Consider the following 13,115-nt stretch of genomic DNA (forward strand, 5'->3'; position numbering starts at 1 on the left):
CCGTGACACAGAAACATGTGTCACGGCCCGCGGCTCTTTCCGTGCGGGTACCGGCCGGTTCCGGCCTCCTCTTACGCACGGGTCCGGGGCAGGTTCCGGCCTCCCGGGAGACGGCGGCGCCCCCGGACCCTGAAGGCCTCGGGGGCGCCTGCGCACAGGGGGCGGGCTCAGGGGGTCAGCGGCGGACGGGGGGATCCGTCGTCACGGCCGGGGTGCTGCCGGGTGCCGTCCTCGCGGACGACCTCCCCCTGGACGACCTTTCCGTCAGGCCGGCGGATACGGGCCTGCTGGAAGGCGTCGGAGAGGCTGCCCGGCGCGGCGGCACGCATGATGCGGCGCTCCAGGGAGCGCTCCGCGTACCGGCTGAGCGCCGAGCGGACCGGGGGCAGCAGGAGCAGCAGCCCGGCGGCGTCGGAGACCATGCCGGGGATCATCAGGAGCAGGCCGCCCAGCATCAGGAAGCCGTTTCCGCGGCTGCCCGGCGGGGCCGTCGGCGGAGTGGCGGGCGCACCGGGCTGCCCCGGCATCTGCTGGAGGGTCTCGGTGAGGTTGCGGAAGGCCCGTCGGCCCGCCCGCTTGATCACCACGGCGCCGAGCACGGCACCGGCGATCAGGATCAGCAGCACGGTGAACCCGCTCGCCGCGTCGGCCACCACGATCAGCAGCCAGATCTCCAGCACCACCCAGGCGGCGAGGCCCAGCGGCAGGAAGGTACGGGCGCGTGAGCGCCGTGGACGGTTCGGAGGCGGTGTGCCGGTCGTCATGCACCCAGTGTGCCTGCACGGGCGTGCGAGCGGCGTAAGGGGGTGATCATGACTCTCCGGGCCGGGCGGGACCTCTTCCGGCCCGGCGGGCCGGGAGGCGGTCAGAAGGGGCCGGGAGGCGGACAGGCGGGCCCGGAGGTGGTCAGGAGGGCTTGCGGCCCAGGACCTTGGACGCCCTGCTGGAGATGCCCCAGCCGGTGACCCGCCACAGCGCCTCGACGAGGATGTCGCGGCTCATCTTGGAGTCCCCGATCTCCCGCTCCATGAAGGTGATCGGTACCTCGACGACGTGGTACCCCGCTTCGACGGCCCGGCGGGCCAGGTCGACCTGGAAGCAGTAGCCCTGCGAGGCGACCTCTTCGAGGCCGAGGCCATCCAGGGTGGGGGTGCGGAAGGCCCGGTAGCCGCCGGTGACGTCCCGCACCGACAGGCCGAGCAGCATCCGGGAGTAGAGGCTGCCGCCGCGGGAGATCATCTCCCGGTGCCTGGGCCAGTTGACGACCCGGCCGCCGGGCACCCAGCGCGAGCCGAGGACCAGGTCGGCGCCCTTCAGCGCGGTGAGGAGGCGGGGCAGTTCCTCCGGCTGGTGCGAGCCGTCCGCGTCCATCTCGACCAGGACGCCGTAGTCGTGCTCGGCTCCCCACCGGAATCCGGCGAGGTAGGCGGCGCCGAGCCCTTCCTTGCCCTTGCGGTGCAGGACGTGCACCTGACTGTCGGCGGCCGCGAGCTCGTCGGCGACCTTGCCGGTGCCGTCGGGGCTGTTGTCGTCGGCGACCAGGATGTCCGCTTCCGGAACGGCGGCGCGTACCCGGGCGACGATCAGCTTGACGTTCTCGGCCTCGTTGTAGGTCGGAATGATCACCAAGACTGTGCCGAGCGGGCCGAACTGCCTCTGACCGCCGTCGTTCACTACTGCCCCTTAAAGTCCGTACGCAGGTGCACACCATATCCAGCGTGCCGCCGCCGGACTCCGACGCGGTCGTGAGGGGGGCGCGTCACGCGTCCGGCCGGGCCGGACAGAAGCGTGGAACTGCGGACAGAACTGCGGATCGGGGCCCGGCGTCCTTCGGGCCGACCTGGGACCCGCTGGCTGCGGGTCGACCGAAAGCCGTTGTCTACTGAACCTCCGGGCCCCACCCGGGTCGCACCTGCCGTCCGGACGAAACCTTCCCTCGCCCCGAGGCGCGGGCGCTGAACCTGGCTGTCAGGGGTGGTGCGCCGGTGCGGCGCACCACCCCATGACCCAGCGGCGTTCGACGACTGCGTGGAGGTTTGACCGGTCGGACGTCCAGTGGTGGACCCGGCCGAACCTACCGGCCGGTGGGCGCTCCCTGTCAACAGCCGTGCGACCTGCGGTTTTCCCGCGAAGTGCCTGGTCAGTGCTGAGGAGTCGCAGGTCGCGGCAGAGTCTCGGCGCCTTCGATCGGCGGTACGGGATGTTCCGACGTCACTCGTTCGGCCTTACGTAGACAGTTTGTCCTAGGACCACCGTGCGCAGGCAGACCGGAAGTGCCGCTCCCGGGGTGAGATCGGGCAGGCCAGGGGTGCCGGAACGGGGGTCGGTGGACCAGCGGGCGACCCGGTCGTCGGGTGCCTGGACCACCAGCTCGCCGGTACGCCAGACGGCGTAGTCGGCGGGGGCGCCGGGCACGAGCACGCCGGCGTCGTCGCGGCCGACGGACCGCCAGCCGCCCCGTGTGTGGGCGGTGAATCCGGCCCGCACCGAGATGCGGTGTTCCGGGGTCCGGTGGAAGGCCGCCGCCCGCACGGTTCCCCACGGGTCCAGCGGTGTGACCGGGCTGTCCGAGCCGAAGGCGAGCGGCACCCCGGCGCGCAGGAGAGCCGCGTACGGGTTGAGGGTGGCGGCCCGCTCGGCGCCCAGCCGGGCGGCGTACATGCCTTCCCGGCCGCCCCAGGCCGCGTCGAAGGCCGGCTGGACGGAGGCGGCGAGCCCCAGTTCCGCGAAGGCGGCGACGGTCTCGGGGGTGAGCATCTCGGCGTGTTCCACCCGGTGCCTGGCGGCACGGACGCGGGCGAGCCCGAGGCTCTCGGAGGCGGCCCGGACGCCGGCCGCGACGGCGGAGACGGCCGCGTCCCCGATGGCGTGGAAGCCGGCCTGCAGTCCGGCCTCGGTGCACGCCGTCACGTGTGCGGCGATCTGTGCGGCGTCCAGATGGGCGGTGCCGGTGTGCGGGGCGTCGGCGTACGGCTCGTGCAGGAAGGCGGTGTGCGAGCCGAGGGACCCGTCGACGAAGAGGTCTCCGGCCGCACCGATGGCGCCGAGCTCACGGATGCGCCGGGCGCCCTTCTCGTTCTCGACGCGCTCCGCCCAGTATCCGAAGACCCGGGGACCGGGCTCCTGGGAGGCGAGCTTCAGCAGGCCGGTGAAGTCCTCCTCGTCGGAGATCTCGGGACCGGCGCACTCGTGCACGGTGCCGATGCCGAGCGAGGCCGCGTGCGCCAGGGCGGCGCGCTGCGCCTCGGCCCGCTGCCCGGGGGTGACGGCGCCGTGCGCCGCGGCGCGCACCGCGTGGTGGGCGGCGCCGGTCAGCGGGCCGTCGGGGTGGTAGCCGGTCAGCGCCGTGACCCCCGGGACCAGGTCCAGGAGCGCCGTCGTCACGACGGCGGAGTGGACGTCCACCCGGGGCAGGTAGACGGGCCGGCCGCCTGCCGCGCCGTCGAGCTCGGCGCGTGACGGGGGCCTCTGTTCGGGCCACCGGGTGGCGTCCCAGCCGTGGCCGAGGACGACCCGCTGACCGGAGCGGGTGTCCGCGTACGCACGCACGAGGCCGAGGGCCTCGGCGAGCGTGCGGGCCGCGGAGAGGTCCAGTCCCGTGAGGGCGAGTCCGGTCGATGTGGTGTGGACGTGGGAGTCGGTGAACGCCGGGGTGACCAGGGCCCCTTCCAGGTCGATCACCTCGTCGACACCGCTCGCGAAGGCGTCGGCCGCCCCTTCCGATCCCACCCACGCGACATGGCCGCGTTCGACGACCATCGCGGTGGCGAACGGATCGGCGGGGCTGTGGACGTCTCCACCGCGCAGCAGCACGGTGCGGTGTTCGCTCTGGGGGGCGGTGCTCTCGGTCATGGCACCAGTCTCGCGCCTGCCCGGAACGATTTTGCCCGCGCCCCCTCCGGTACGCGGCGTGCGCGCCTCGGACACGCCGTGCGCGCACCCTGCCGACACCCCGCGCGCGCCTCGTGCACGCCGGGGCGCGGTTCAGATGCGCGGGGGCCGCGCCTCGTACGGGGTGGAGAGGACTACGGTCGTACGGGTGGAGACTCCGGCCAGCGAGCGGATCCGGGTGAGCAGGTGCTCCAGTTCGAGAGGGCTGGCGACCCGCACCTTGAGGATGTAGTTCTCGTCGCCGGCGACGCTGTGGCAGGCCTCCAGCTCCGGCACGCCGGCCAGCCGTTCGGCGATGTCGTCGGGTGCGCTCGGGTCGAAGGGTTTCACCGAGATGAACGCGGTGAGGGGCAGGCCGACGGCCTCGGGGTCGACGACCGCGGCATAGCCGCGGATCACCCCGCGCTGCTCCAGCCGGCGGACGCGCTGATGAACGGCCGAGGTGGACAGGCCCGTGGCCTTGCCCAGGTCGGTGTAGCTCATCCGCCCGTCCTTGACGAGCAACTCCACAATCTGACGGTCCAGCTCCTCCATACGGATCAACCTATGGCCCCGGGTCCCTCCAGGCACAGCCGTGGGGGGCTCCGGAACCGCACGTTCGGGGGGCATGTGACGAATGCCACATGTTTACGCGTCAGTAGCCGACGACCTCGCGGTTACGGCCGACATCCCACGGGAAGTGCTTGCTGTGGCCGAGGCCGTGGCGCCTGGCCGGCCCACCCGAGGGGGGAATATCCCATGCAGAGCCTGAAGCTCACCGGACGTACCGAACCGGAGCCCGTCGATCTCGACGAGGACCTCGCTCCCGACGCGTACGACACATTCGAGATGTACCGGGTGATCTGCCCGGACTGTGCGCAGCCGATCGCGCTGCTGGCGGACGAGGACGTTCTGCCCGAGCACGCGCTGTGCCCCACTCCGTGGAATCCGTTCGTCCTCACCGTGTGCGCCGGCACGAGCCGCGACGCCTCCCAGGCGCTTCCGGCCGACGAGACGATCGAGGTCCAGGAGCAGGAGACCGCGCTGCTGCTGACGCTCCCCCAGGGCCTCGACTGGCGGATGCAGCCGTTCTCGCACGCCGGGGGGCCCGGCTCGCGCCCCCTGCAGCAGGTACCGCGGACGCGGCACCACGCCGCCTGACGCGCGGACGCACGCCCCTGCCGCACCACTACGGCTCCGCCGGCGTGGTGCGGGCAGTTCCACCGGCCGGCCGGTGGACGCGGCACCCGGGGAAGGGGCGCGCGAATCGGCCGGGCAGTGACCCTGGGCCCTGCCGGGGTGTTGGTCCTGTTATGACCACGCTGCACTCGACGGCCGGCCCCGTCCGCCGCCGTCTCGCCGCTCCGACGTCCGAAGAATCGGTTCAGCAGTCCGGCCCGCCGTCCCTGGGGGTTCTGCGGCAGTCCGTGCCGCACACCACCGATCCGCCCATCTACCGGGCGCTGCTGCGTCGTTGGGAGAGTGCGGGCCGGACACTGCCGGGCCGCCATGACCAGGAGTGGAACCGGATCATGACGACACCCGTGTGGTCGGACCCGCCCGTGCGGGTCAGCGTGTCTCGGGGCCCGCGAGGTGGCGGGCGATGACCATGCGCTGGATCTGATTGGTGCCTTCGACGATCTGCAGCACCTTGGCCTCGCGCATCAGCCGCTCGACGGGGAAGTCGAGGGTGTAGCCGTAGCCCCCGAGCACCTGGACCGCGTCCGTGGTGACCTGCATGGCCGCGTCGGTGCAGAACAGTTTGGCCATCGCCGCCTGCCGCGAGAACGGCAGGCCCGCGTCACGGAGCCGTGCGGCCTCCAGGTAGAGGGCCCGTCCCGCCTCGATCCGGGTGGCCATGTCGGCGAGCATGAAGCGCAGCCCCTGGAAGTCCGCGATGGGCCGGCCGAACTGGTGCCGCCCCGTGGCGTATCCGACGGCCTCGTCCAGGGCGGCCTGGGCGACGCCGACGGCACAGGCGGCGATTCCCAGCCTGCCCGAGTCGAGCGCGGACAGGGCGATGGCGAAGCCCTGCCCCTCGTCGCCGATGCGGCGGGCGTCGGGGATCCGCACGCCGTCGAAGTGCAGCTGGGCCGTGGGCGAGCCCTTCATGCCCATCTTCTTCTCGGGGACGGCCGCGTTGAGCCCGTCGATGTCGCCGGGCACCAGGAACGCGGTGATGCCGCGGGGGCCCTCCACGCCGGTGCGCGCCAGGACGGTGTAGAAGTCGGCGATCCCGCCGTGCGTGATCCAGGCCTTGGTGCCGGTGAGGACCCAGTCCCGCCCCTCCCGTACGGCCTTCGTGCGCAGCGAGGCGGCGTCGGAGCCGGAGGAGGGCTCGGACAGGCAGTAGGCGCCCAGCAGCCCGCCCCCGAGCATCGCGGGGAGGTGGGCGGCCCGTTGCTCCTCGGTGCCGTATCCGGCGAGCGCGTGGCAGGCCAGCGAGTGGACGCTGACGCCGAGCCCGACGGTGAGCCGCGCCGCGGCCAGTTCCTCGAGGACCTGGAGGTAGACCTCGTACGGCTGGTCCCCGCCGCCGTACGCGGAGTCGTACGGCAGTCCGAGCAGTCCGGATTCGGAGAGCAGGGTGAAGACCGCGCGCGGGAACTGACCGGACTCCTCCTCCTCGGCCGCCCGGGGAGTGATCTCCTTGGACACCAGGTCGCGGACGAGCTCCATGAGCTGCCGGGACTCCTCGGTGGGCAGGCGGCGTTCCACCGGCTGCGGGGCACGGTCGGACATGACGGCGCTCTCCTCCCTGTCGGGCGTTGCGGCGGTCGCACGCGCGGGGTGTGAGCGGCGCCGCCGGGCGGTCCCGGGCGATGCCCGGAAATCTATGACTCCCCAGCCGATCCTGCCTGCTCGGATCACGAGAGGCGCTGGCCAGCGGCTGTGGCGGGTTGAGTATGCCCGATCGGAGCGCGTGCGTCACCGGGGGCCGGGGGCGGACGCTCTCGGAAATTGGTGCGCACCATTGACGGCACCATTGACCCAACTGGTCCAGTCCTTCTGCGGTCTGCCCCCCGCCTCATCGCGTCCATGCCAAACGATGGAGCGAGGGGCGCCCCCACGGCCGAGCCCTCCTCCGCGGGGAGCCACGACGACCGGACTTCACCGTCCCGGCGTCCGCCTCAGGGCGTTCGCCGCGACCGTCTGTACCGTCGCGCTCGGCGCCGCCCTCCTCGGTGTCGCGGGGACGTCGGCGGCGGGCGCGGCCCCTGCCGCGCAGCCTGTGGCAGCCGCCGGGGCCCCCACCGCGGCCGGCGACGAGGTGGTCGGATACTTCACCAACGGGGGTGTCCACCAGCGCGATCACCACGTCGGGAACATCGAGACGTCGGGCTCGGCCGACAGGTTCACGCACATCAACTACGCCTTCGGCGAAGTCCAGGGCGGCAGGTGCACCATCGGCGACAGTTACGCCGACTACGAGAAGGCCTACTCGGCCGAGCGGTCGGTGGACGGCGTCGCGGACACCTGGGACCAGGAACTGCGCGGCAGCTTGCACCAGGAACTGCGCGGCAGCTTGCACCAGTCGCGCAAACTGAAGAAGCTGCACCCGGACCTGAGGATCGTCCGATTCCTTCGGCGGCCGGAGCTGGTCCGGAGGCTTCGGTGAGGCCGCGCGGAGTCCCGCCTCGTTCGCCGGGTCCTGCTACGACCTGGTGGAGGACCCGCGCCGGGCCGATGTCTTCGACACCAGCGGCTGTAACGCCTACGGCGGCCTTCTCTCGGCGATCACCGCCGACGGCTCGGACGGCGGCAAAATCGACGCCGTGGACCACGCCGGGACGGCGCAGTACCTCGGCCGGTACAACCCGATGACGTACGACTTCTTCGGCGCGTTCGCCGCCCAGGTTCCGACGGCCCCGCACTCCCCGCTGACGTCACCCGGGCACACCGACGGAGGGCTTCGACAGCGACGCGACGGTCTCCGAGCTCAAGGGACTCGGCATCCCGCCCCGGAAACTGCTGCTCGGCATCGGCTTCTACGGCCGAGCCTGGACCGGTGTCACGCAGTCGGAGCCGGGCGGCACGGCGACCGGTGCGGCCCCGGGCGCGTACGAGGCGGGCATCGAGGACCACAGGATCCTGAAGAGCAGCTGTCCGGTGACGGGCACCGTGGCCGGCACGGCGTACGCCCACGGCGGCACCGACCGGTGGAGTTACGACACCCCGTCCACCATCGCCACGAAGATGGACCACAAGGACGGCAGGGCCTGGGAGGCACCTTCTTCCGGGAGCTGGGCGGTGACACGACCGACGGCGAGCTGATCAAGGCCATCAACCAGCGCCGACGGGGTACACGCCGAGAGGGCGGGAAGGGGGCGGGGCGCCGGGCGGGCGCCTCGTCCCTCCGCCTTCCCGGGCCGGCCTTCCCATCGCTGCGAGGTGACCGGCCGGCCCCTCGGAGGTACGTCACATGAGTCCGGCCTGGGTGACGAACATCGCCAGGACGACGACGAGCGTCCAGCCCAGGACGTGCCCCAGCAGCCTCGGCCCGTCCTCGGGGCCCCCGGTGCGGGCTCGGCGGGCGTGGCGCGCGTTCTCGGCGGCGGTCGCGGTCATGGCGATCTCATTCGTCGACAGGTCGGCAATGGTCGTCCCCCGGGGACCGACCACAGTGCCGGCCCTCCCGGGTAGGGACCCAGTCACTGGCGGCCGGCCCCTTGCGGCACGGTCCGAGCCCCGGAGCCCCACTGCGGCAAGGGATCCACGGCCGGTCCGTCCGGCACGGAGCCGGGGCTGTGCCGGACACCACGCGATGCGCCCGTCGCGCCGCCGGGCCCGTGAGCGAGCCGGTCATGGCCGTCGCCGGGAGGAGGCGCGGATGGACGGCTCCCGGGCCTGGGCGACACCCGAGGGCGGGCGTGCCCTCGTCGAGCGCGGGCAGGACGGTGGCGGGCCCGGGTCGGCGGTACGGGCCCCGCCTCGTCCGGGTCCCCGAGGCCGGGCAGCGGAGCCGGCAGCGAAACCGGGCGGCAGGCCGGGAAGTTCGCGTACTCCCCCGCCGTGGACGGGACGGGGTGCGAGGATGAACGCGCCATGACTCCAGGCCTGTGCTGTCGCGCGGTGAGGGCCGTGGTGTTCGCAGCCGCGCGCCATCCGGTACCACACCGCCCGCCTCCACCTCGTGCCCAAGTCGCCGAGGTCCGCGTGATCGCGCACCCGTGGGCGGCTCGGCGGTCGCGCCTCACCTGCGGGTCCGCCCCGTGTCGTGTGCGCCTGTCGCTTCACCGGGTCGGCCGATCAGGGGCTACGTTTCTCGGCACTTCGGGGCAAGATGGCGCATTCTCCTTCTAACCTGGCATGGGCACCCAGGCCCTGGAGGTGCCGTTTGCCGTGCGGTCCTCACAGCCGTCGCGAAAGGTGTTCATCGATGAACAGCGTGGAAGCGGCGCGTGCACACATTTTGGGTGATCTGATTGCCGCCAGTCACCTGATGACCCTGGAGCAGCTGCCCGGCACTGTGGCGTCGCATGCTGCCGGAGCGGGCTGGCCCCAGGTGTTGATCTATCTGGCCGATCTCCAACAGGAGCGGTTGTACCTGCTGGCCGGCAATGTCGACGTCGGCCCGGGTGACGCGGACGTTGCGGCCGAGTTGTCCGTCGACGGGACCGTGGCGGGGCGTGCCTTCCAACTGGGCAAGGTCTTTCCCGCCTCGGCTTCCACGGAGGGGCAGTGGTGGGTCCCGCTGCTGGATGGCGCGGAGCGTCTGGGCGTACTGCGGGTCGGCGTGCCGGGCGCGCGGGTCGAGGCGGATGAGGGTCTGAACAGGCTCGCCGGGCTGGTCGCCCTCCTCCTGGTCACCAAGCGTGAGACGAGTGATTCGTACTCCCGGCTGGTCCGCCGCCGGAAGATGAGGGTGGCCTCCGAGATGGAATGGCAGCTGATGCCGCCGCGGACCTTCGCCACCGACCGCGTCCTGATCAGTGCTGTCATGGAACCGGCCTACCAGGTCAGCGGGGACGCCTTCGACTACGCCCTGACCGGGGAATCCGTACATCTGTCCGTCTTCGACGCCATGGGACACGACACCGCAGCAGGATTGACCGCGAACCTCGCGTTGGCGGCCGCCCGCAACCACCGCCGTCAGGGCGCCGACCTGCTGGAGACTGCCGAAGGCGTCGCCGAGATTCTGACCGAGCAGTTCGCGGGCAGCCGGTACGCCACCAGCGTCCTGGCCGACCTTCATCTGGCCACCGGTGTGCTGACCTGGACCAACTACGGTCACCACCCCCCGGTCGTCATCCGCGGCAACCGAACCGTCGTGCACCTGTTCTGCCCGCCTGCTCCTCCCATGGGGACCGGGCTGGGCCTGCCTGGCGCCATTCGCCGCGATCAGCTGGAACCCGGGGATCGACTACTGCTCTACACCGACGGCATCACGGAGGCGCGCAACCCGCAGGGGCAGGAGTTCGGCCTGAACGGCTTGACCGACTTCCTCATTCGCCACCACGCCGACGGCCTCCCCGTACCGGAAACCCTTCGGCGGCTGATCGGGCACCACCTCGAGTACCACCGCGGCCGCCTCAACGACGACGCCACCGTGATGCTCCTGGAGTGGCACGGCCCCACCGCGTACCCGCCCACCGAGCTGCAGGCGCTGATGGGCCTGCCCCCCTCCACCACCCCGCATACGATCACTTCCGCCTGGGCCCAGCAGCCCGCTGACAACGACGGCATCTGACCGGCCCGGTGACTCCTTCCGGTCCGCCGCCTGAGCATCGGTCCCGTGCGTCCCCGTGGCCGGTGGCCAACAGCTCTGCCGGCGTTGACAGGCCCGACTACGGTCACGGCGTCCGGACAGGGGTACCCCGCGGCCGACAATGCCTGACGGCCCATCGATCCGCGGGTGCCGGGACGAACCGCCTGCCCTCGTGCGCGCGGGGCGCCACGTGCGGGTACCCCTACCGGGCAACCCCGGGCGGCGGTGCGGACGACACGCATTTCGTCACCTGCGCACCGCAGGGCGGCCCCTTGTGATCAGCCCGTCGGCGGTTTCGCACGCGGTCGCGTCAGGGGTCCCTTCGACGCGCTACCCCTTGAGGAGCGCCGACTGTCCGGCCCGCCAGGTCTCGAGTACGTACGACGCGAGTCGACTCTCCAGATACACGGTGGCGTCGGCCCCGAAGGCGACTTCCGGATCCAGGTGCGGCTCGTCCTCGAGCAGGCCGCCGACCACCTCGCGGCGTACGACCTGTTCGTGTACGGCGTCCGCCTCCACGTGCTCCGCGTAGAAGTGCTCGGCTGCGGGACCGGCGCCGGTGCGCCGCATCGCTGCGGCGAGCCGGCGCGAGCCCGGCGAGGAGGTGACCTCCACGCAGGCGAAGTGACCGACCAGCGCTCCCCGCAGTTCCCGGTGCAAGCCGAACAAGGTCATCAGGTTGACGACGGCGAGTGCGGGGGCCGGGGCCGCCTGCAAGTAGTGGCCGTAGCGCGTGTCGAGGTCCAGGTCTGCCATGAGCTGAGCGAAGAGGTGCGCATGGATGTTCTCGGCACGTCCTGCGCCGAACTCGTCGTACTCGATGGCGACCATGCCGGCCTTGGCCCGCCCCCGCAATCGCGGGATGACCCAGGCGTGCGGGTCCGCCTCCTTCAGGTGATAGAGGGAGCGCAGAGCGGCGTACTCGCGGACCTGCCACAGCTCTCCCTCGTGCTCGAGATGGTGGGCGACGCTGTCCCGGTGGTCGGTGGACTCCACCAGCAGCTCCGCGAACGCCTCGTCGGTCGAGCGGCCCTCGGGTACGTCGGCGCGCAGAGCGTTGAGAAATCGCATTTCGAGCGCCCTGCGCAGGGGCATGAGGGCAGGGTCCCATTCGCGGTCCTCGGCGATGCCCGCGAAGCCGCGGTAGTGCAGCTCGTACAGCACGTAGAGGGCCAGTTGCAGGTCCTCCCCGTACGGGTCGGCGGCTGCCACGTCCCCCGCATCCGGCGCGTCCTGGCTCGGCGAGGTGAGGGCAGCCAACAGCCCTGCCGAGAGGGGCCCTCTGGCCGCAGGCACGGCGGGAGCCGAGCCGGTGTGGTGGTCAGCGGTCGTCGCCGTCATGGGTTTCCTTCGGGTTGCTGTCTGAACACTGGTCGCGGCCTTCGCGGCGAGCAGGTCCGGAGGGCTTCGCGCGGCGGCGGTGGCTGGTGTCGCACCACGGGTACACGCGGCTGCGGCGGCAGGTGCAGACGGCGACGACGAACCGATCGGAGGTGGAGATCGTGCCGTCCTCCCGCATGATCTCCACCGGCCCTTCGATGAGTATCGGGCCGTCGCTGTCGACGGTCACACGCCTGGCGCGATCAGCTTCGTACGGCACGGATGACCACCAGCTCTTCTGTGTCCTCGTCGGGGTGGAGCAGGCCCTGGGCGCGTAGCCATGGCAGCCGTTGGGTGATGACGGGCCCGAAGGGCACAGAGGCCCGGTGAGTCACGGAGCAGCGCATGCCGGTCCCGGACAGTCGTCTGAGCGTCTCGTCGGCGCCGCAGAGTGCGGAGTGGACCACGAGTAGTACGCCGTGCGGGTGAAGCACGTCTCGGGCCTGGGCACAGATACGGTCCAGGGCCTGCCGTCCGCTGTATCCGGCGTCCCAGGCCACCGAGGGTCTGTGCTTGCGCGGTTCGTGCGCGGGAGGTGTGGGCACGTAGGGCGGGTTGCTCACCACGACGTCGAAGCGCTGTTCGGCGATCGGTCCGGTGAGGTCACCGCGCAGCACTCGGACGCGCTGTCCGGCACGGGCCGCGTTCAGCCTGGCGGTCATCACCGCCCGCCTCGAGATGTCGGTCGCCGAGACCCGGGCGCCCATCCGCGCGGCCAGGACAGCGAGCGCTCCGCTTCCTGTGCAGACATCGAGGACGTCCGTGCCCTTCGCTATCTCCTCGTCCTGAAGCGCCTCGGCGAGCAGGTAGGTGTCGGCCTGCGGGGCGTAGACGCCAGGCAGTGTCCACAGATTCCCCAGGCCGGCGGGCCGTACGGCAGCGGTCGTCATCTGTAGCCTCCATGAGGTGCGAACAGGTGCGGGTCTTCGTTCGTCTCGCCCGGCGCGCGCCCACTCATTCAGAGTGCAGGTGCCTTTGGTCGGCCGCGACCCGGGCAGCGGTCTCTCGCCTTCTGCCCCGCGCCTGCCCTCACATGCCGAAGTGCGCTGGTGAGGGCTCTCTGCTACCAGCTGCCGTCGGCAGCACCGCGTGCGCGGCATGCGTGCCGGGGAGGGCGCTTGGTGCCAGATCCTCCCTTGCCGCTGGGGGCGGTGTC

11 protein-coding genes and 1 pseudogene are annotated in these 13,115 nt (G+C 71.8%); 3 read left to right on the top strand and 9 right to left on the bottom strand.

The genetic code is table 11. The features are described from left to right. Positions 1-167: 167 nt before the first annotated feature. The 4 genes from fxsA to ACFWVP_RS33240 all read right to left on the bottom strand — a co-directional run bounded on the left by fxsA (position 168) and on the right by ACFWVP_RS33240 (position 4,425). Positions 168-764: an FxsA family membrane protein gene (gene fxsA / locus ACFWVP_RS33225; RefSeq protein WP_384501717.1), complete on the bottom strand. Its 597-nt coding sequence runs from the start codon at positions 762-764 to the stop codon at positions 168-170. A gap of 142 nt (positions 765-906) precedes the next feature. Further along, positions 907-1,674 (bottom strand): polyprenol monophosphomannose synthase, encoded by a 768-nt coding sequence (locus tag ACFWVP_RS33230; RefSeq protein ID WP_384501718.1) that lies wholly within the window; start codon positions 1,672-1,674, stop codon positions 907-909. A 537-nt stretch (positions 1,675-2,211) separates the two neighbouring features. Next, on the bottom strand, positions 2,212-3,852 hold the full coding sequence (locus ACFWVP_RS33235) for an amidohydrolase (RefSeq protein ID WP_384501719.1): 1,641 nt from the start codon (positions 3,850-3,852) through the stop codon (positions 2,212-2,214). A 132-nt stretch (positions 3,853-3,984) separates the two neighbouring features. Beyond that, complete coding sequence (locus tag ACFWVP_RS33240) at positions 3,985-4,425, bottom strand: Lrp/AsnC family transcriptional regulator (RefSeq protein ID WP_384501720.1); 441 nt, start codon at positions 4,423-4,425, stop codon at positions 3,985-3,987. A 204-nt stretch (positions 4,426-4,629) separates the two neighbouring features. On the opposite strand from ACFWVP_RS33240, the gene ACFWVP_RS33245 reads away from it, so the two are divergent. Further along, positions 4,630-5,031, top strand: a complete 402-nt coding sequence (locus ACFWVP_RS33245) for a hypothetical protein (protein ID WP_384501721.1) — start codon at positions 4,630-4,632, stop codon at positions 5,029-5,031. 408 nt (positions 5,032-5,439) lie between these two features. On the opposite strand, the gene ACFWVP_RS33250 is transcribed toward ACFWVP_RS33245, so the two are convergent. After that, positions 5,440-6,612, bottom strand: coding sequence for an acyl-CoA dehydrogenase family protein (locus tag ACFWVP_RS33250; protein WP_384501722.1), 1,173 nt, complete (start codon positions 6,610-6,612; stop codon positions 5,440-5,442). A 307-nt stretch (positions 6,613-6,919) separates the two neighbouring features. Between ACFWVP_RS33250 and ACFWVP_RS33255 the strand changes: the two are divergent. Further along, positions 6,920-8,159: pseudogene (locus tag ACFWVP_RS33255) on the top strand (glycoside hydrolase family 18 protein); the annotation flags it as partial. Between the two features lie 130 nt (positions 8,160-8,289). On the opposite strand, the gene ACFWVP_RS33260 reads toward ACFWVP_RS33255, so the two are convergent. After that, the gene (locus tag ACFWVP_RS33260; RefSeq protein ID WP_384501723.1) at positions 8,290-8,439 is read right to left on the bottom strand and encodes an SCO1431 family membrane protein; all 150 of its coding nucleotides are present in this window, start codon (positions 8,437-8,439) and stop codon (positions 8,290-8,292) included. Positions 8,440-9,250: 811 nt separating this feature from the next. On the opposite strand from ACFWVP_RS33260, the gene ACFWVP_RS33265 reads away from it, so the two are divergent. Beyond that, on the top strand, positions 9,251-10,561 hold the full coding sequence (locus ACFWVP_RS33265) for a PP2C family protein-serine/threonine phosphatase (protein ID WP_384501724.1): 1,311 nt from the start codon (positions 9,251-9,253) through the stop codon (positions 10,559-10,561). 348 nt (positions 10,562-10,909) lie between these two features. Here ACFWVP_RS33265 and ACFWVP_RS33270 read toward each other — a convergent pair whose 3' ends face one another. The 3 genes from ACFWVP_RS33270 to ACFWVP_RS33280 are packed head-to-tail and all read right to left on the bottom strand — an operon-like array spanning position 10,910 to position 12,849. Further along, entirely contained in the window at positions 10,910-11,920 is a 1,011-nt protein-coding gene (locus ACFWVP_RS33270; protein ID WP_384501725.1) for an iron-containing redox enzyme family protein, read from the bottom strand. Further along, positions 11,901-12,149, bottom strand: coding sequence for a CDGSH iron-sulfur domain-containing protein (locus tag ACFWVP_RS33275; RefSeq protein ID WP_384501726.1), 249 nt, complete (start codon positions 12,147-12,149; stop codon positions 11,901-11,903). The genes ACFWVP_RS33270 and ACFWVP_RS33275 overlap by 20 nt, the downstream gene beginning before the upstream one ends. Positions 12,150-12,162: 13 nt before the next feature. Beyond that, positions 12,163-12,849: a HemK2/MTQ2 family protein methyltransferase gene (locus ACFWVP_RS33280; RefSeq protein ID WP_384501727.1), complete on the bottom strand. Its 687-nt coding sequence runs from the start codon at positions 12,847-12,849 to the stop codon at positions 12,163-12,165. Positions 12,850-13,115: the final 266 nt, after the last annotated feature.

Origin of the sequence: Streptomyces sp. NPDC058637 (assembly GCF_042717325.1) — a bacterium.
GTDB lineage: Bacteria > Actinomycetota > Actinomycetes > Streptomycetales > Streptomycetaceae > Streptomyces.